The 19,636-nt window shown below is 47.2% G+C and carries 14 protein-coding genes; 8 read left to right on the plus strand and 6 right to left on the minus strand.

All coding sequences use genetic code 11. The features are described 5' to 3' along the window. The first annotated feature begins 18 nt into the window (after window positions 1-18). Together panE and OC443_RS15560 are read left to right on the plus strand one after the other, a co-directional pair. On the plus strand, window positions 19-924 hold the full coding sequence (gene panE, locus OC443_RS15555; RefSeq protein WP_073585907.1) for a 2-dehydropantoate 2-reductase: 906 nt from the start codon (window positions 19-21) through the stop codon (window positions 922-924). Beyond that, on the plus strand, window positions 917-1,534 hold the full coding sequence (locus OC443_RS15560; protein ID WP_073585906.1) for a DJ-1 family glyoxalase III: 618 nt from the start codon (window positions 917-919) through the stop codon (window positions 1,532-1,534). The genes panE and OC443_RS15560 overlap by 8 nt, the downstream gene beginning before the upstream one ends. Before the next feature lie 7 nt (window positions 1,535-1,541). Here the strand turns inward: OC443_RS15560 and OC443_RS15565 are convergent, their stop codons facing one another. The 3 genes from OC443_RS15565 to mltA form a co-directional block, all read right to left on the minus strand. After that, the gene (locus OC443_RS15565) at window positions 1,542-1,973 is read right to left on the minus strand and encodes a SufE family protein (protein WP_073585905.1); all 432 of its coding nucleotides are present in this window, start codon (window positions 1,971-1,973) and stop codon (window positions 1,542-1,544) included. Window positions 1,974-1,987: 14 nt separating this feature from the next. Further along, window positions 1,988-2,797 (minus strand): tRNA cyclic N6-threonylcarbamoyladenosine(37) synthase TcdA, encoded by an 810-nt coding sequence (gene tcdA, locus OC443_RS15570; protein ID WP_073585904.1) that lies wholly within the window; start codon window positions 2,795-2,797, stop codon window positions 1,988-1,990. 111 nt (window positions 2,798-2,908) lie between these two features. Beyond that, entirely contained in the window at window positions 2,909-4,018 is a 1,110-nt protein-coding gene (gene mltA / locus OC443_RS15575; protein ID WP_370738783.1) for a murein transglycosylase A, read from the minus strand. A gap of 242 nt (window positions 4,019-4,260) precedes the next feature. On the opposite strand from mltA, the gene argA reads away from it, so the two are divergent. Then, on the plus strand, window positions 4,261-5,598 hold the full coding sequence (argA, locus tag OC443_RS15580; protein WP_073585903.1) for an amino-acid N-acetyltransferase: 1,338 nt from the start codon (window positions 4,261-4,263) through the stop codon (window positions 5,596-5,598). Window positions 5,599-5,909: 311 nt separating this feature from the next. Further along, window positions 5,910-6,089, plus strand: coding sequence for a hypothetical protein (locus OC443_RS15585; RefSeq protein ID WP_073585902.1), 180 nt, complete (start codon window positions 5,910-5,912; stop codon window positions 6,087-6,089). 23 nt (window positions 6,090-6,112) lie between these two features. Here OC443_RS15585 and recD read toward each other — a convergent pair whose 3' ends face one another. The 3 genes from recD to recC all read right to left on the minus strand — a co-directional run bounded on the left by recD (window position 6,113) and on the right by recC (window position 15,553). Next, on the minus strand, window positions 6,113-8,203 hold the full coding sequence (gene recD / locus OC443_RS15590) for an exodeoxyribonuclease V subunit alpha (RefSeq protein WP_073585901.1): 2,091 nt from the start codon (window positions 8,201-8,203) through the stop codon (window positions 6,113-6,115). Next, entirely contained in the window at window positions 8,200-11,820 is a 3,621-nt protein-coding gene (gene recB / locus OC443_RS15595) for an exodeoxyribonuclease V subunit beta (protein ID WP_073585900.1), read from the minus strand. The genes recD and recB overlap by 4 nt, the downstream gene beginning before the upstream one ends. A 259-nt stretch (window positions 11,821-12,079) precedes the next feature. Then, a complete protein-coding gene (gene recC, locus OC443_RS15600; protein ID WP_073585899.1) occupies window positions 12,080-15,553 on the minus strand; it encodes an exodeoxyribonuclease V subunit gamma in 3,474 nt (1,157 codons plus the stop codon). A 191-nt stretch (window positions 15,554-15,744) separates the two neighbouring features. On the opposite strand from recC, the gene OC443_RS15605 reads away from it, so the two are divergent. The 4 genes from OC443_RS15605 to OC443_RS15620 all read left to right on the plus strand — a co-directional run bounded on the left by OC443_RS15605 (window position 15,745) and on the right by OC443_RS15620 (window position 19,403). Beyond that, entirely contained in the window at window positions 15,745-16,644 is a 900-nt protein-coding gene (locus OC443_RS15605; protein ID WP_073585898.1) for a LysR substrate-binding domain-containing protein, read from the plus strand. A 73-nt stretch (window positions 16,645-16,717) separates the two neighbouring features. Then, complete coding sequence (locus tag OC443_RS15610) at window positions 16,718-17,017, plus strand: YebG family protein (protein WP_073585897.1); 300 nt, start codon at window positions 16,718-16,720, stop codon at window positions 17,015-17,017. Window positions 17,018-17,228: 211 nt separating this feature from the next. Further along, complete coding sequence (gene dapD / locus OC443_RS15615) at window positions 17,229-18,257, plus strand: 2,3,4,5-tetrahydropyridine-2,6-dicarboxylate N-succinyltransferase (RefSeq protein ID WP_073585896.1); 1,029 nt, start codon at window positions 17,229-17,231, stop codon at window positions 18,255-18,257. Between the two features lie 138 nt (window positions 18,258-18,395). After that, window positions 18,396-19,403 (plus strand): adenosine deaminase, encoded by a 1,008-nt coding sequence (locus tag OC443_RS15620; protein ID WP_073585895.1) that lies wholly within the window; start codon window positions 18,396-18,398, stop codon window positions 19,401-19,403. Window positions 19,404-19,636 lie beyond the last annotated feature (233 nt).

Raw genomic sequence — 19,636 nt, forward strand, 5'->3', positions numbered from 1 at the left:
TATCACTCATCATCTGCCATGAATATTGTCATTCTGGGACCGGGCGCTATCGGCGCTCTATGGGCTGTAAAACTCCGGCAGGCCGGGCATCGTGTTTCTGTCTGGGCCAGACAAGCAGACCGCGAATATCCCGTCAGCCTTGATGGTCTCCTGCCAGTGAACTTTCAAAATCACACTGATGAAGATATCAGACAGGCTGATCTGATTTTTGTCACAGTGAAGTCATGGCAAATCGTCGCTGCGCTCGACTCTGTCAGCAAATTGCTTCAGCCGGAAACCATGCTTCTGTTGATGCATAATGGCATGGGGGTAACCGAAGAACTCGGGATATATCTTGAAACACATCCATGTCTGATTGCTACAACAAGTCATGGTGCGTTAAAACAAGAGTCCCGGACATTTCCGGTACAAGTCTCACATACCGGTAAGGGAGAAACCTGGATAGGCGCTGCAAATCAGGCCGGACAACACTGTACCTTCATGACTGATGTGCTCAATCATGCGTTTGCACCGGTATACTGGCATCACAATATGACGCAGGCTCAATGGCAAAAACTTGCGGTGAACTGTGTTATCAATCCATTGACGGCAATCAATCAATGTGTGAATGGCCAGCTTGCTTCTTCTGAGTTCACCCGGCAAATATCAGCACTGATCACCGAAATCAGCCGGGTGATGAATGCAGAAGGCCTTACAACAGATACCGGGCAGTTAAAAAAACGGATTTATCAGGTCATTGAAAACACCGGTGAAAACTATTCCTCGATGTATCAGGATATATTCCGCCGCAGAACCACAGAAATTGATTACATCACGGGATACTTACTGAAGGTTGCTGAAAAACACCAGATTGCCATCCCGGAACATGAAAAGGTCTATCACCAAATCAAGCATATTGAAATGAAGGGAAAACAAGATGAATAAAAGAATTCTGGTGCCGGTTGCCCCGGGCTCGGAAGAAATGGAAGCCGTGACGATCATCGATATTATGGTCAGAGCAGGCTACGAAGTCACCGTTGCGAGTGCCGATTTTGAAGGCAAGCTGACATTGAAGGCCTCCCGCGGCGTCACCCTGACGGCTGATTGTCTGCTCATCGATGTAGCAGATGAAGAATTTGACGCCATCATACTTCCCGGCGGGGTGGAAGGTTCGGAAACATTCAGAGACAGCACATTGCTGGTGGAAATGCTAAAACAACAGCTCTATGACGGACGACTTGTTGCCGCAATCTGTGCTGCACCGGCACTGGTTCTGCAGCATCATCAGTTGTATCCGAAAGCAATCATGACCTGCCATCCATCATTCAAAGATACCATTCCGGCAGCACAGTGGCGTGAAAAACGGGTGACTTATGATAAAAATCACAAGCTCATCACCAGTCAGGGCCCCGGAACTGCGCTTGAATTTGCCATGGAAATCGTTATCTATTTATCCGGAAAAGCGCATGCATGGAAAATAGCCGAACCAATGGTCACAGCGCCCAACCTGAACTACCATCAGTTGGGCAAACGGGATGAAGCTTCAAACCAGTAAACCCGTCCTACTCCTGTGTCATTGATTTGATCTGGCTGACAATGGCCCGGATGCCGTTTCCCCGGGTCGGACTCAGATGGGAAAGTAAATTGAGTTGCTCAAAGTAACCTTCAATATCGAATGAAATAATTTCAGAACTGGTTTTTCCCTGACAGGCAGCCATAATTATCCCAATCAATCCACGGATAATTCTCGCATCAGAGTCCGCAGTAAAAAACCATCGTCCTTCATGCCGCTGCGCAAGCAGCCAGACCCGGCTCTCACACCCGGCAACCATAATCTGATCAGATTTCAGCGTATCTGACATGGCAGGAAGCTGTTTTCCCCACAACAGCAATTGCCGGTATTTATCTTCCCAGCCATGTAAATACTGCATAACCTGAAGAATATCCCGGGCAGTTATTTGATCACCAAAAGGTGAAGTTGTCACAATTTGCATTTCTGAAAATACTTCTATGAGTGATGTTTTTTGATCAGTTTATCCACAACGCGGGCAGCTGCAATCATGCCAAAACTGGCGGTGACCATCATCGCCGCACCAAAGCCACTGGCGCAATCCATTCTTTTCGGACCTTCAGCGGTTGATTTAACAGCACAAACAGACCCATCAGGTTGTGGATATTTAAGCTGTTCTGTTGAGAATACACATTCAATCCCAAATTTACGCGCCGGGTTTTTAGAGAAATTATATTCCCGTCTCAGACGATCTTTGAGCTTTTTGGCTAAAGGATCCTGTATCGTTTTGGTCAGGTCAGCCACTTTAATCTGTGTCGGATCGGTTTGCCCGCCCGCACCACCGATCGTAATCACTTTGATTTTTTGTCTGCGGCAATAAGCCAGTAACGCAGCTTTTGCTTTCAGGCTGTCAATCGCATCCAGCACATAATCAAATTCATGTGTCAGGTACTGCTGAAGATTATCCGGCGAAATAAAATCATCAATCAGATTAACGCGACACTCCGGATTAATCTGCCTGATTCGTTCAGCCATCACTTCAATTTTACTCTGGCCAACGGTCTCTTCCATCGCATGAATCTGCCGGTTCACATTCGTGACGCAAACGTCATCCATATCAATCAGCGTCAGTTCACCAATGCCTGTCCGGGCTAACGCTTCTGCACTCCAGGAGCCCACACCACCAATGCCAATCACACATACATGTGCAGCCCGGAGGATTTCAACTTCATCATATCCATAAAGCCGGCGGGTACCGCCAAAACGCTGCTGATAAGCTTCTGAAGCAGGTGAAGTTAACTGTCGCATAAAAAGCACCCAAAATTGTTATTACAGGAAAAGATCAAGAAGGAGTGCGATTTATACGCACTCCTTCATCAAAAGTCCAGCGACCAGCCATCCTGAAATCACAAAAATTCTTTACTCTGATTTCTCTGGTGGTAAAGCCCAGGGCGCCTGAGTTGCCGTTCCATCCAGCCCGAGTTTCCATACCCGGCCAAAATGCCGGTAGTGTCCCGCAGCAGTACCGGCACGCTCTCCCATCCCGTGGTACAAATCCAGATGATTATCTTTTACTGCGCCACCAGTATCGAGCACAATCAACAATTTTAATTCATGGGTGCCGCTCCAGCTTCCGTCTGCATTTAACAGTGGTACTTCGGCCAGAATTGGTGTTCCCATCGGGAAAATCCGCCGGTCGCCAGCAACAGATGCCATCGGAATTAAAGGAATCCCGGCAGTTCCGGTCACAGGCGCCGCAGCCTTCGGTGAGAAAAATACATAAGAAGGGTTTTGTTCCAGTAACTCTCTGACCTGATTCTCAGGATGCGTCATCACCCAATGCTTAATCGCTTTCAGTGACATTTTTTCCTTCGGCACCTCACCACGATCAATCAGAACCCGGCCAATACTGACATAAGCCTTTTTATTTTTACCTGCGTAGGCAAAGTACTCCAGAGAGTCATCATCACCAAAGTGTACAAAACCACTACCCTGAACTTCCATGATAAATGGATCAATCAGATTAGAGGCGTATCCCAGCTCAAGCCCTTTATCTTCCAAAGCACCGGCATATATTTCCGCCCTTGTCGGACAATCATCGATACAACCGGGCTTCTGATAAACAGGGAAACGAAAACGCCTGTTGGCCGTATGCCGCAGTTCAATGACAGGGGAGAAATATCCGGTAAACAACACATTGCCCCGTTGGTCGGCCCCGCCTAACTGCGCGCTTTGAATACCATATTGTCCCAAAGCCTGTGGATCTCCGCTTTTTTCAGCCCAATCGCGAAGCCGTAAATATAATGGCTGGTATATTTTTGACAAGGAAGGTGATTTTTCGGTCACCAGCTCACTCTGGCGGGTAAATTCACTGAAGTCTCTGGGTGAATTCGACCGGATATGATCGGTTTTATTTAATATTTCAGGTAATACACCATCAGCATATTGTTGCGCTCTGTCTGTGGGGTTCACACACCCACCCAAAAAAAAGGCACTGACCATCAGAGCCAATAGCTTATATAAATTCACCTGTATTCCTCATCCTCTGTACCAAATTATATTTAATCACAAATCAGACCTCAGGGTCTGTTAACCTTTCACGTACAGTTTATCACCTGAATGTCATAAAAAATCAATATGGTAAAACGTCATATTATTTAATGAGAATGCTCATGGCAGCCCATCATAAAAACCAAAGTCATAAAACGCTTGCCTGCAGATGAATAAAAAGTCATTATTTCAGCATAATTAAACACGGAGATACCTGAACTGTGAAAATCAGAAGTACTGCACTCGTCAAAGGATTTCGCCAGTCTGTCCCATATGTGAATGCTCACAGAGGGAAAACCATGGTGATTATGATTGGTGGAGAAGCGATTGCTGACAAAAATTTCGCGAACATCATCAGTGATATTGCTTTACTCCATAGTTTGGGAGTAAAAATCGTTCTGGTCTATGGCGCCCGGCCACAGATGAATCAACTACTGGATGCCCACGACTGCAATACGCCCTATCATAAAGGTATCCGGATTACCCATGAAGCCGCTCTCCCTTATGTCGCCCAGGCTGCAGGACAACTGCAGCTGGCGATTACCGGCCGTCTGTCTCTGAGCCTGAATAACACGCCAATGGCCGGAAACCAGCTCAGTGTTATCAGCGGAAATTTTGTGATTGCCCAGCCTCTGGGAGTCGATGATGGTATCGACTACTGCCACAGCGGGAAAGTCCGTCGTATCAATATCGATGGCATTAATCAGGCACTGAACCAGAACTCCATCGTTTTACTGGGGCCGATTGCCAGCTCAGTGACCGGAGAGTGCTTTAACCTGCTGTCGGAAGAGGTTGCAACCGAAGTTGCCATCCGTTTAAAAGCAGAAAAGCTGATTGGTTTCTGCTCTGAGCAGGGAATTTTTGATGAGCAGGGCAACTCGATTGCCGAGCTTTTCCCGGCCGACGTAGAAACCATGTTACAGCGTGTCGAACAAACCACAGATGCACCGGATAATGTCAACCGGGGCCGGTTCCGTTTTTTGCGGGCTGCGATTGCCGCCTGCAGAGCCGGAATTCCCCGCAGTCACCTGGTCAGTTATAAGGAAGATGGTGCGCTGATTCAGGAGCTTTTCTCTATCGATGGCATCGGAACACAACTGGTCATGGCCAGCTCAGAACAAGTCCGGGAAGCCAATATCGATGATATCGGCGGTATCTTTGATCTCATCCAGCCTTTAGAAGAAAAAGGGATATTGGTCCGGCGTTCCCGTGAGCAGCTGGAACAGGAAATTCATCAGTTCACCATTATCGAAAAAGATGGACTGATCATTGGCTGCGCGGCACTTTATCCTTATCAGGAAGAGCAGATGGCTGAAATGGCTTGTGTGGCTATTCACCCGGAATACAGAGATGGCAACAGAGGATTAATGCTTCTGAAACATATCAAAAATCAGGCAAAAAGCATGGGAATCCAGCAGATCTTTGTCCTGACCACACATAGTGTCCACTGGTTCAGGGAACAGGGTTTTGTTGAAACAGGCGTCGAATCACTGCCGGTCACAAAACAAAACCTGTATAACTATCAGCGTCGTTCTAAAATTCTTTGTCTGAGTCTGTAACCCCCCTTCAATTTTCCTCACCGGGCTGCTTCACCTTTCACCGGTTCAGCCCGTTCTCCTCATCAATGCAGCCATCTGACTGAGTCATCAATACAAATCCACAGAACTTTGATTTGGTCTTAATCAACTTCTAACAAAGATGAATCGGGATGATTAAACACTTTGATTCATAATGGAGATTGTGTAGAATTCCCGATAATGAGACATATTCATATTGTCTTTTGTGATTTATATCTCACTTTTATCGTGATAAATAAACTACGCACCATGACTGTTTTCTATCAAAAAGTGTAATTAAGAGCATATAGAGTATGAGAACCATTATTTGCAATTCACTACAGAGTTTCTGGGATATGGGTGATAACCACTTTCTGGAAGGGTTAAATGTTCATTGCGTATTTCCGGTAGATGAACGTATCAAAGGTTTTATTCTCGGATCGAAAGAACGCTATAAAATCCATGAGATCACATTCACCAGAGCCTTTTCCTGAGTACGCATCACCAGGCGGATGATTCACAACCCAGCCAGTTGAGTCACAAGCCCGCTTAACCTTTTCGTTCTGGTCCGTATTGCACGCCTGAATACCGCCGGATCAGTGTAAATGCTGAGTTTATTTTTAGCCCGGGTAATTCCGGTGTATATCAGCTCTCGGGTCAGCACCGGGCTAAACTCAGGCGGTAAAATCATCAGTGTAAAATCAAATTCACTTCCCTGGGATTTATGAATCGTCATCGCGTAGGCCGTTTCATGTTCCGGAAGCCTGCTGGGAATCACTCCCTTTACACTGCCATCAAACTGTTCAAAATAAACTTTATACACGTCTTTGCCCGATTCTATGGTTTGCAGACAAATACCAATATCGCCGTTATAAATTCCCAGATAGTGATCGTTTTTCGTCACCATCACCGGCCGGCCGTTGTACCAGGCTTCCTGATCTTTGTGAATCATGCCACGACGAAGCAACAAACTTTCTACTTTTTGATTCAGACCGGATACGCCAAAATCGCCTTCCCTGAGTGCACACAATAAACGACACTGATTAAAAATACGGAGAACCCGCTTTGCTGTCTGCTCTGTGGGATAATTCTGCTCTGCCAGACACGTTTGCAGCTCTGAGAAATAGCGACCATATTCGTCTGCCAGCGTATTCAGCATTTGATTATAATGGCCACCATCAAGTGTTTGCACTTTGATATCCGAATATGCCATGGCATGAATTTCACTCAATGGCAAGTACTCTCCGGCATTCACCAGTGATGCCAGAAAACCGATGCCGGAATCAGCATGAAAACGATAGCTTTTTTTCAACATACACAAGCCATCAGCAATATCCGGAATCTGTTCCGCTGCCGGATGCGGTAAGATATTCCCGGTTAACCGCGCCAGTAACCGGGTTTGCCTGCGGGAAAAACCATAAGACTGGATTGAGCAGATATCCCCCAAAACCGCACCAGCTTCAACTGAGGCCAGCTGATCTTTGTCGCCCAATAAAATAACCCGGGTATGCTTTGGCAATGCCATCAGTAACTTATACATCATTGGCAAATCCACCATCGAGGCTTCATCCACAACCAGAATATCAACATGAAGCAAATTCTGTTCGTGATGGACAAACTCGGCACTTCCCGGAATCACACCCAACAGCCGGTGTAACGTGCTGGCCTGTATAGGAAGTAAAGCTTTAATGTCTGATGAAATGGGCAGTTTATCGACGGCCTGACCAATCGACTCCGTCAGCCGGGCAGCCGCTTTCCCCGTCGGGGCAACCAGTCTGATTAAAGGAGAATTCCGGTGCGCCTGCGCCTGAACAACCAATGCGGCCAGTAATCTGGCAACCGTTGTCGTCTTGCCGGTTCCCGGCCCTCCGGAAATTACCGTGAACTGACGTGTTAAAGCCGTCGCGGCAGCAATTTTCTGCCAGTTCAGACAAATACTGTCAGGGATAAATTTATCCAGTTCTTCCAGTTCACTACAACGAGTAGCTTGCCTGACCCGCTGACAAATAGCAGACCAGTCTGTGGCATCAGGATCTATCACATCCAATGAATGGCAAATTAGCTGCTGAATTTGTTCAGATGACTCAATCCCGGATAGCTGCTGCCATAACGCCGGGTAATTCCGGCTGAACAACTGCTTTAACTGAATGGTTAATAATTCAACATCCTCATCGGCCAGATGGACCGGTGCCGATAGCTGATGCAACCGCTCAGCCAGCCTTGATTCATAAAACCAGTAACGGTGTAAATAGAGACGCTGACCATCAAAAACCAGCGGGCAATGGTCTTCAGGCGAACCGATAAACGGACAACGCTGAATCACACCCAGCCAGTCCACACACGCCACATGATCTCTGAAGCGGAGTGATTCATCAAAACTCAGGCCAAAATACAGCCATGCATCATTCATCCGGCCATCCGTATCACAAACAGGGATACAGATATGCCCATGTCCGAGTTCATAACTCACCACAGCACATAACCAGGCGACTTCAGATTGCTCCTGCCTGCATTGTCTGGCGATAAACATCGCAAACTGGTAATCCAGCTGGCGAATCAGCTGCTTTTCGCAGAAGTAACTCAGGATATCTGCAAGAAAACCTGTCACAAATCCATCTCCATTTGTCCGCTTTCCGGGGAATTCTCAGGCTCAGCCTGACCGGCAATCAGCCGGTCCAGTGCCAGAATCAGAGCTTCTTCAGGACGATGAGAGAAAACCCCATAGTCAGCATTTCCGGCAACGCCCCGTAAAAAAATGTAATAGACGCCACCAAAGTGTTTTTTGTAGCTATATCCGGGAATCCGGGCGGATAAAAACCGGTGTAACGCCAACGTATAAAGCTGATACTGCAAATCATAACGATGTTCAATCATCGCGGCCTGAAGCTGTGACTGGCTATAGTCTTCAATCTGATAACCAAGGTGATTTGATTTCCAGTCCAGAATGTAATATTTGCCGCGGTATTCAAACACTAAATCGATAAAACCTTTCAGCATACCTTCTACTTTCGCAAATCCAAGCATTCCCGCCTGAGCCGATAAAGCATCTTTCTGCCGGATCAACCGGTTCAGCCCCGCAGACTGGAGCACCTCAACCGGGAGTAAAAACTCCATTTCGGTCAGGCGTCTGTTCTTTTCTATATCAGCCAGACATAATGACTGACCATCCAGCGGTGTCGTCAGTACCTGCCGAATCATTTTCAGTAAGACCGGAAGCCATTCCGGCTCAACCGATGAGGTTTCCATCAGGGCTGACACAATCCGGGTATTTTCCTCACTATCAGCCGCTTCGGTAAACTCGATTTCTTCAAACAAGCTATGCAAAAAAGTTCCCGGAGCAGCCCCTTTGGGAAAGGTAAAAATATTCTTCTCTTCCTCTGCCCATAAGATATCGTCTGATTCACCGGCAGAGTCAATATCAAACCCTTTCGGCTCAAGTGGTGCATCCAGAAATGTCTGATGGCCCGACTGTTTCACCAGATTTGAATAACTGGTCATTCTCCAGTAGCGTTCAATCGCATGATTCAGCGTTTTGGCATGTAAATCATCGCTCTCCGCCAGTGGGGATAAGCAGGACATTTCTCCGGGTTCAGGCGGCGGACATAAAACACCAGCGGAAGACGATGTGCTGAGTACTTTTTCAATCCCGTGTTTCAGTAATGCCACATCACCCGGCTGCCCCTGTTGCAGCAAATAGCCCATTGCACTGAGATGCGCACGGCTGTCACCGCTTCCGGAGCGTCCGGCAATGGCGGCCAGACCAACAAAACAACCGTAAACGGCACGGGTTAATGCCACATAAAGTAACCGCAAATCTTCTGCCAGACGCTCTTTTTCCGCCTGAGAAAGCGCAAGATCAGAGCGAAACAAATCCAGTATCACTTTGCCCTGGTCATCATCATGATATTTTGCTTCCCGGGCTTCGCGATAATTCATCACAAACGGCAGGAAAACCAAATCAAATTCCAGCCCTTTCGATTTATGAATGGTAATGATCCTGACCAGATTTCTCTCAGATTCAAGCCGCTGAATGTATTCATCCTGATGAGATAACCCCTGTAATGAATCTTCAATGGATTGCATCATCCACCTGGCCAGCGCGTGTGCACTATCGGTTTCTGAGGCCGCCTGCTGCAATAGCTCACCAATATGCATAAAGTCTGTCAGTATCCTTTCCCCTTCTGAGTGCCGGAGCCACTTTTCGGCTAACTGACGTTGGTACAGCACCGTACGCAACATCGGCTGAATGCCTTTTTCAGACCAGATCTGGCGATAACTCCGGAACTCCCGGATCACATGCTCCCACAATAACTCGTCGGTATTGAGCTGATCGAGTTCATAAATCTCCAGCATAAAAAAAGCGGAAGCCAGTGCAGCCTTTAACAATCGTTCATTCTCAGGCGCAAGAACCGCTTGCAGTAAACGCAAAATATCCCGGGCCACAACACCGGTAAAAACACTGTCCCGGTTTGACAGGTAAACACTGGCAATCCCCTGTTTTGCCAGCGCAGATTTGATCATATGTCCTTCATGGCCGGTCCGGACTAACACCGCAATATCACCAGCCTGTACCTGTTTTCTGCTTTCCCCGGAAACCAGACTGCACTGTCCCGCCTCAGACGCCTGCAAAATCGTTTGAATCTGAGCGACTGTCGCGCCGGTCATCTGCTGCATGTAATCACTTTTAGACAGATAACTTTCCTGATGTTCCGGCCACCACCAGGTCATGGCTGGTTGACGTTGATTCTCCAGTTCCCAATAGCGTCCCTTCGCCTGAGGAGAAGCAGAAACAGGCTCAAAGGGAATATCATTTTCATAGATGAATGCCCGGGAAGACGAAGAGAACAGCTGATTAACCGCGGTCACCATATCGTCACCAGAACGCCAGTTTATTGCCAGTGTAAAGTGTGAAGACACCTGCCGCCGGGCTTTCATATAAGTAAAAATATCCGCACCGCGAAACGCATAAATCGCCTGTTTCGGATCGCCAATCATCAGCAATCCCGTCTCGGATTGCCCCGAATAAATCTGACTGAAAATATGGTATTGCAGCGGATCCGTATCCTGAAACTCATCGATCATGGCAACCGGATATAAACTCAGAATCCGTTTTGCTAACAGTTGCTGCGGATCATTTTTCAAAGCATCGGAAAGGTACGCGAGCAAATCATCAAAGGATAACCAGTGCTTCTCCTGCTTGGTCCGGGCCAGAATGTTGCGACACTCTTTAATCGCATGGGCCAGCAACGGCGCTTTCAGTGAAACAGGCTGCGCCAGAAACACTTCGATTGCTTTAAATACAGGATGGCAGGGGGGCTCACCTTTCTGTGTTTTTTCATCAAGCATCTGCTGTGAAAAACGTTCCAGCTTATCGGGAATGTCATAGCTGTTCGTCTCTGTTTCAGCCCAGGCCGAAATCTGCTCAATCCATAACGGTAAATTTTTCTTCGTATAGCTACGCTTATTCACACCGGAAGCGGCAATCAATGCCTGAAACTCATGGCTGCCCTGCTGCCACTGTTGCTTTATTTCCTGAATGCGGGATAAATTCTGTTGATGGAGTGATTCAAGGTCAGCTGCCGGAAATGTGGCTGACAAATGCGGCTCACTGCCGGATAAATATGAACCGATCTCATCCAAAAGGTGAGACGGTGTCGGCCAGAGTTGCCGGACCTGCTCTGCCAGTTCCAGAGACAAACCATAAAAATTACACCGCCAGAAATCGGCGACCGCCATCACTTTCAACCGGCTTTCATCAGTAATAAATTCATGCTGGAACCGGCTCCCTGATTCAAAGGCATTCTGCACCAGCATGCGCTGGCAAAAACCATGAATCGTATAGATGGCTGCCATATCCATATCCCGCTCAGCCTGCAGCAGCAAATGCGCGGCTTGCTGGTGATCATCTGTATCACTCAGTAAAGAGCGAAGAAAGTGATCTTCTGATTCTCCGCGGGCAAAAGCCAGCCGGGCCTGATGAATACGTTCCCTGATTCTGCCCCGTAATTCGGCTGTCGCGGCTTCTGTAAATGTGACAACTAAAATCTGTTCAACCGATAATGGCCGGGGATAGGCAGCGGTTGCATCGCCATGACCAAGGAGCAGGCGTAAATATAATCCGGTGATTGTATATGTTTTTCCTGTTCCGGCTGAGGCTTCTATCAATCTCAGACCGGAGAGAGGAAATGTAAGCGGGTCAAGCTGAGTGATTTTATTTTCCGGCATTTTCAAACATATACCTCTGCAGAGCATTCATCCCGATCAGCAATCAGAATAAGATTGTGATCAAACCAATAAAAAAAGAATAAAGTAATGATTATGTAAAATGACATGACAGGGAGTGGGATCTGACTCACGGTTAATCAGTAAGTCAATCATTAACATTCGCCCATCGTCATCCGACAACCAATTTATGGTCCCTCTGACCTTGTGGCCGCACAGCAAACACCCTACAAAATAACGATTTTCTGGCGGCCACCCTACATCACTTTTCACCAGCCTCTTTTGCACTTAGTCTCGGTCTTTTCATCACTTTCAACATAGATTGTCTGACTTCATCTGACAGTGATTCCGACCACTCAGGCCACAGACGGGAAATATAAGGTGAATTGCCTTCTCCGGAAATAAACAGATTCCCAATAAACGCATCAGCCATTTTTTTTGCTGTCTTTTCATCATCTTCCTGCCACTGTCCCTGCTTATTAATATTCGCTTCAACACCAGCCAGCACCGTTACGGGGAAATAAGGCAATGGCCGGTTCATCCCCTCAAGATACAAGCCTAATAGTTCATCAATCAGCAACATGGCCTCTTCTGCATGAGGGATTGCATCAAAAATCAGATGCCGGATGCCTGCTTTTTTCTCATAGCCAATCAAATGCGTCGGACATGAACTTCCCGCCGCAGCCATCATCAGGTGATCCAGCCATGCAGCCAGATAATCCTGTGAACGGATTTTTCCGGTCCGGTAACGGACCAGACCGGTCTTGTAGTAACGGGAAATCCAGCCCACCAGCCTGATTTCCCGCGCCTCACCCGCCACGGCCGACACAAGGTTCACTTCCTGATCCGGCAAAGGTTCACTGCATAAGTCCCGCAGCGCATCCACCATCAGATTCGCCTTTTCCAGATGTTGGGTAAATTCAAGCTCTCCGAATGCACCGACCGGTAAAAGTCCCTGAGCCCGTTTCGCTTTGATATAAGATTCAGCCTGTGATGCTGATGCATCATCACTTTCAGCGTCGAGCAACACCGCTACCAGTTCATCCAGTAGCTGATAGCTTTCCAGCCCATTTAATGCAAACGGCTCCTCATCATCCATCACCAGTAAAGAGGCCTCAAACACCACTCTCAAGCGCCGGTTGAAAAAGTATTTTACCGGCAAATGCCAGAAACGCCGGAGTTCACTGAGCTCCAGTTCAAACGGGAAAGTTATCCCGCTCAGATAATCAGGCAACGCATCCGGCACCGGGGATATGTCAGGTTCATCGCCTCTGGCAACAGGCAGCCATTCACGGGCATAGCTGCCGGGATACTGACGGAATGTCTTCCGGCTGTAGGGCACCATTGCGTGATCATGGGTCAGATTATCGATCAGTCGCTCTCCGGACAAATCGCAGGGTAAATCGTCTTCACCGGATAAACAGTAATTCTGACTACAATATTCCATCAGTTCGGTCACCAACACGGAAGGCTGACAGGGCGTATTATCCCGGACAGACTGGCCGACATAACTGATATATATGCGTTCTTGAGCGGAGAGCAGCGCTTCAAGAAACAAATACCGGTCATCATCTCTTCTGGAACGATCTCCGGATCGCGGATATTCAGCGATTAAGTCAAAACCTTCCGCCGGCATATTCCGCGGATAAACGCCGTCATTCATCCCCAGCAGACACACCACGCTGAAAGGAATGGAACGCATCGGCATCAAAGTACAGAAATTGACCTGACCGGCTAAAAAGCGCTGACTCCCGCGAACACCGGTCAGCTGATCCGTTAAATGCTGCACCATCACTTCCGGGGAAACCACCCGGTCATAACCGGCATCATCCAGATATTCATTCATCCGGGCCAGCGTATCCCGGATATTCTGAAAAATAACTTCTTCTTCCACGGACGGCGCGAAGAAGTCATCCAGTAACGTATTCAGCAACTGACGCCAGCCATGAATTTCTTCCGGTTGTTCCAGAATCGTCCGGTAATATCGAATCCGGCTGATAAACGCCGCCAGTTTCCCCGCCAACGCAGCCTCCAGCCCCTGAACTTCATTATAGGGCGCGACAATCCAGGAGCCGTATTCAAACACATCCACCGTATGAGACATCGCATAGCCGGACAACATGCGCTCGATCCCAAATTCCCAGGTATTCTGATGCGTCGCCGGTAGCCCAAGCGTGCGGGCGGTCTCTTCATTCAACCCCCAGCGAATGCCGGATTCTTTGACCCAGTTTCTGGCCTGTTCAAACTCAGCTTCAGAGATATCGAACCGGGCCATCATCGCCGGTGTTTCAAGTAACTCCAGTAACTCGGAGGACAGGCAGCGCGACGCCGGTAACTGGATCAAACGCAGAAAAGCCTGCAGCACCGGACTTTCACGGTCAGCCGTCCGGTCAGAGATAGAGAAAGGAATAAACCGCTCTCCCGGTGCATTACCAAATACGGCTTCAATGGCCGGACTGTAGGTATTAATATCAGCCACCATGACGATAATATCCCGCGGTTTTAAGTCCGGATGCGTATCAAATAAGGTTAAAAGGGCATCGTGCAACACTTCGACTTCGCGCATAGCACTATGGCAAACATGCACGGAGAGCGAATAGTCATCCGGCTGAATGCGTTGCTTATGGTGGCTTGAAGCAAAGATTTCATCATTCTGATGCATTTCCAGATGCAGGATATCTGCCTGAATCTGATGAAGCAGGCTGTCGCGGGCAGTATCGATAAAAAACTCATGCTCTTCACATTCAAGCTGGGACAGCAGATGCAGGTGATCCCGGCCAAGTTTTCCCATTGATGCCAGCAGACTGTTTCCGGTAGCAGCCTCAAGGTGCTGCTCATCTTCCGGCAGTACAGGCTCTTCTTTTAACAATACCGGTTCTTCTTTTAACAAAGAAGCAGACCCACCGGTCATCAACCTGCCTTTTTGCAGCATCAACGATTTGCGCTGCTTATTTGCCAGCCTTGCAAGGTATCGCCGATCCCGGATATCGCCCCAATAATAGCGACAGGGATTCGTCAGCATCAGGTGAACATCAATATGTTCACCGAGTGCATTGAATATTTCAAGATAATGTGGCGGGAGTGCAGTAATACCAAAGATAAACAGACGCTTTGGCAACGCGCCTTCCGGTATTTGTCCGCGTTGAAGGGAATCAACAAAGGTCTGATACAGGTTCGCCCGGTGATAATGAGACTGTCCCTGAGAAATGGTGTCCTGATATATACGCTGCCACAGCAAAGTCTGCCACTCATGCTTGCCCTGCAACTCTTCGACGATTTCTCCGGCTTCCCATTTTTCAATCCAGTCAGCCCGGTAAACCAAATACCCGTCAAATATATCGGCAATTTTCTCTGCCAGCTGATAACACTTGTGGTCCGAACCATCTTTCTCAAGATATTGCTGCAGAGGCTTAAACGCTGGCATGTCCAGCATTGCCGGTAATGTCTGCATGATTTTCCAGACCAGCGCATTTTTATTAAATGCACTGCGTTGCGGCACATCCGGTAACACTGAAGTATACAAATCCCAGATAAAAGCCGCCGGCAGCGGAAAAGCCAGATTAGCTGCGACACCAAACTCTTGTGCCAGTGCCATCTTCAGCCATTGTGACATCCCCGAGCTCTGTACCAGTATCTGCTCGGTGTCAAACGGATGCGCCAAAGGTTCATTTCTGATCAAATGAAGCAGAATAATTTTCAATGTATCCAGTTGATTAGAATGATAAACAGTAAACAAGTGTCCATCCGGAAAAATCAGATAAGTGAATGTGTATCAGAATAGCATAAGCCTCTTACATCCCCGAACAGATTCAGAAACCACTCAGGTTTGATCCGGATGAAGATTAAAGTATTCAATGCATCGGCTTGATCAAACGCTTAAAATACCTAAGATGATATTTTCCCTGCTGTTTATAAGTCCTGTGACCTATGTATCATATATCTCTGAGACAACTACATATCTTTACCGCGATTACGCAGCATGAAACATTAACTCAGGCATCAGAAGCGCTTTTTCTGTCTAAAGCCGCAGTCAGCATGGCACTGGCAGAACTGGAAAAGCAGTTGGGTCATGTTTTATTTGACCGGGTCAATCACCGGCTGATTCTGAATCAGGAAGGGAAAAAACTGTTACCTCTGGCTGATGAGCTGCTGCACCGGACCAATGACATACAACAACTGTTTGAGAATGAAAATAACCTGACCGGCGAAATCCGAATTGGTGCCAGTGATACAATTGGTAATCAGGTCGCTCCCTGGCTACTAAGTGCATTCAGACAGGATTTTCAACATACTTCGCAAACCTTATTTATTTCGAACTCAGCCCTGATTTGCCAAAAGCTGGTAGATTATGAGCTGGACATCGCCTTAATCGAGGGCAAAACCCAGCACCCGGAACTGATCGCAAAACAGTTCAGCCATGATCAAATGTGCATTATCGGCTCACCGGATCATCCGCTGGCCGGTCATCCTGATATTCAGCTGGCTGATTTTGAAAACAGTCACTGGGTATTACGGGAAGCCGGGTCCGGGTCCAGAGAATTCTTTCTGCGCACTGTCGCTCCCCGTCTGGAACGCTGGCAGGAAACATTTCAGCTCAATACGACAGAAGCTTTAATCAACAGTGTGGCTGCAAATCTCGGATATGCCTGTCTCTCCGAACTGGCTGCACAATCTGCACTGAAAGACGGACGGGTCGTCCGGATTTCCGTGCCGCTCAATATGCGGCGGCGATACTGGCTGCTGGTCCATAAAGAGAAATATCAGAATCCTTTACTGAAACACTTTATCCGGTTTTGCTTTGAATGGCCGGTGAGCGATTCAGTTTAATTTGAAATTATCCGACACATGAAATACTGTATAAAAGAACAGTACAAATTAATAATCACATAGAGGAAAAACCATGACTGTAATCGTCAAGTATGTGGTAGAGCGCAACGGAGAAGAAAAAATGACTTTCACTTCCAAGGCCGAAGCAGACGCTTATGACAAAATGCTCGATATGGCAGATGAACTGTTTACTTTACTCGGCCAGAGCGAGCTATTAGATAACGAAGAAAAGCAGGAAGAACTGGCTTTATATCTGGCAAAACACAAAGAGGAAGTTTTGTATGCCCTCGGTGCGAAGCGTAAACCAGCGCCAAAAAAACCAAAGGCTGTTGCAGAAAATCAACCTCAGGATCCGGATGAGCAGGCAGCCTGATCATCAAAAAATAACAGGAAAACGGCATTGATTCAGTCTTATTCGAATTCTGATTAAAGAGATATATCGGTAAAAAGACAAAACATATCGTTTGACGGACTTTATCCGGCAGAAGACTTTTATCTTTTTCATCGCACTTTATGATATCTCCAACACTCAGATTTCGTATTTAACTTACGACTTAATGCGCACAGATTCACGGAGATATATCATGTCAGACTTTGCACTTGCTCTTGGTACTGCAACGAAAAACTGCGACAACAAAATTATAGAAGCCTACTTTCCGACCCCGGTACTTCACCCCTCTGAAGCACTGGTTAAAAGTATCACAGCAATCACGGGTGAAAGTGGAAACCACTCAGTTGAGATCACAGCAGAGCAGGTCGCAAAACTTGCACAAGCATTTCAGGAACACGGCGAAACAGCCAGCGCCGGGTTTGCCGAAAAAGCAGCAAAAGCATCACAACCACTGGTATTGGTTGTTCTGCTGACGGATGAAAAACCTCAGTCAGTTGCTGAAGGCTTCCTCAAGCTTCAGCTCATTTCACACCGTCTGGTTCAGCCTCATGGCACGGTTCTGGATGGAATTTTCGGACTACTCCACAACATTGCGTGGACGAATGAAGGCCCGATTGATTTGCCTGAACTGGCCGATCGTCAAATTGAAGCGCGCCTGGCCGGAAGAACACTGACGGTAGACTGCGTCGATAAATTCCCGAAAATGGTCGATTACGTGGTACCTGCCGGTGTTCGTATCGCAGATACATCCCGTGTTCGGCTCGGGGCGCATGTTGGCGAAGGTACAACTGTCATGCATGAAGGCTTTATCAACTTTAACGCGGGTACAACGGGTGTCAGCATGGTTGAAGGACGGATTTCAGCCGGTGTGATGGTCAATAACGGCTCGGATATCGGTGGTGGCGCATCAATCATGGGAACGCTGTCTGGTGGTGGTAAAGTCATCGTTTCTATCGGAGAAAACTCGTTACTCGGAGCCAATGCAGGTTTAGGCTTCCCACTGGGCGATCGCTGCACCATTGAGTCCGGCCTGTATGTCACAGCCGGTACAAAAGTACAAATGCTGGACAAAAGTGGTAACCCGGTAGAAATCGTAAAAGCCAGAGATTTAGCAGGTGTTTCCGACCTGCTGTTCCGCCGTAATTCGCAAACAGGTCAGGTTGAATGTCTGGCCAATAAATCAGCAGTCGAGCTGAATGATGAACTTCACAGTAATAATTAATTGATTCTGACTGTAAAAAAGGCTGGCATTGTCATCATGCCAGCCTTTTCTGTATCTTAAACTATACCCGGACAACCTTGAGGCTACAGGGTTGGGTGTAAATAAATCCACTTTCCGCAGAGAATAACAGAGGCTAATATGCAACAATTTATTCAAGAATTACCAAAAGTAGAGCTTCATCTGCACATTGAAGGCACTCTGGAACCTGAACTGATGTTTGAGCTCGCCAAGCGTAATCAGGTTGAAATTCCCTTTTCAACCCCGGAAGAAGTAAAAAACGCCTATCAGTTTACTGACTTACAATCTTTTTTGGATATCTACTATCAGGGAGCCAATGTGCTTCTTCATGAACAGGATTTCTTCGACTTAACCTGGGCTTACCTGCAACGTTGCCATGAAGAGAACGTTATCCATACTGAAATATTCTTTGATCCGCAAACTCACACAGCCCGCGGCATCCCCTTCAAAACCGTTATTCAGGGGATCAACCGGGCACTGGAACAGGCCAGAACAGAGCTTGGTATTTCCAGTCAGTTAATCATGTGTTTTCTTCGTCATCTGAGTGAAGAAGATGCGATCGAAACATTCAATCAGGCGCTGCCGTATCAATCATTAATTGCGGGTGTGGGACTCGATTCCTCCGAACAGGGACATCCGCCGGAAAAATTCTCAAAAGTATTTGAAATGGCAAGGAATGCAGGATTTCTCACCGTCGCTCATGCAGGTGAAGAAGGCCCGGCTGACAATATCATCACCGCGATTGAAGACCTTGGCGTAAGCCGGGTTGATCATGGTGTCCGGTGTGTTGAGAATAAAAAACTGGTTCAGCAGTTAGCTGAAACCCGCATGCCTCTGACCGTCTGCCCGCTTTCCAATATCAAGCTTTGTGTATTTGACACAATGCAGCAGCACAACATTGCAAATCTGTTGAAAAAAGGCCTGTGTGTCACCATTAACTCAGATGATCCTGCTTATTTCGGGGGTTATATGAATGCCAACTTTATCGCGGTTGCCAAAGCGCATGAACTGACTAAAAATGAGTTAGCACAATTTACCCTGAATGCGATTGAAGCCAGTTTTATTGCACAGGAAGACAAGGACACCATGACGCAGCGTGTGCTTGATTACCTGGTCACCGTGAATTAATTCAGTCTGACCGGGCTATCCCCTTTATTCAAATACCAAAACAGCGGATCATGAGGTCCGCTGCTTTTACGTATCAATTCGATGTATACCCAAACAACCTGAAGATGCAGGTTGTTTGGGTATAAAAACGTCCCCGAAAGGTCAATAGCTGTTAATAATAAAAATATTAATAAATTTGTTCATTTCGCAGATAATCATTCACCTCTTAGTCAATTCATCGCCTAAAATTATAT

Source organism: Vibrio quintilis, from assembly GCF_024529975.1.
In the GTDB taxonomy this organism is placed as follows: domain Bacteria; phylum Pseudomonadota; class Gammaproteobacteria; order Enterobacterales; family Vibrionaceae; genus Vibrio; species Vibrio quintilis.

Excerpts from the sequence above, each read along its gene's own strand:
- OC443_RS15605 (WP_073585898.1), top strand. The coding sequence starts at position 15,745 with ATGTATCATATATCTCTGAGACAACTACATATCTTTACCGCGATTACG.
- recB (WP_073585900.1), bottom strand. The coding sequence starts at position 11,820 with ATGCCGGAAAATAAAATCACTCAGCTTGACCCGCTTACATTTCCTCTC.
- OC443_RS15565 (WP_073585905.1), bottom strand. The coding sequence starts at position 1,973 with ATGCAAATTGTGACAACTTCACCTTTTGGTGATCAAATAACTGCCCGG.
- tcdA (WP_073585904.1), bottom strand. The coding sequence starts at position 2,797 with ATGCGACAGTTAACTTCACCTGCTTCAGAAGCTTATCAGCAGCGTTTT.
- OC443_RS15585 (WP_073585902.1), top strand. The coding sequence starts at position 5,910 with ATGAGAACCATTATTTGCAATTCACTACAGAGTTTCTGGGATATGGGT.
- OC443_RS15620 (WP_073585895.1), top strand. The coding sequence starts at position 18,396 with ATGCAACAATTTATTCAAGAATTACCAAAAGTAGAGCTTCATCTGCAC.
- OC443_RS15610 (WP_073585897.1), top strand. The coding sequence starts at position 16,718 with ATGACTGTAATCGTCAAGTATGTGGTAGAGCGCAACGGAGAAGAAAAA.
- dapD (WP_073585896.1), top strand. The coding sequence starts at position 17,229 with ATGTCAGACTTTGCACTTGCTCTTGGTACTGCAACGAAAAACTGCGAC.
- panE (WP_073585907.1), top strand. The coding sequence starts at position 19 with ATGAATATTGTCATTCTGGGACCGGGCGCTATCGGCGCTCTATGGGCT.
- OC443_RS15560 (WP_073585906.1), top strand. The coding sequence starts at position 917 with ATGAATAAAAGAATTCTGGTGCCGGTTGCCCCGGGCTCGGAAGAAATG.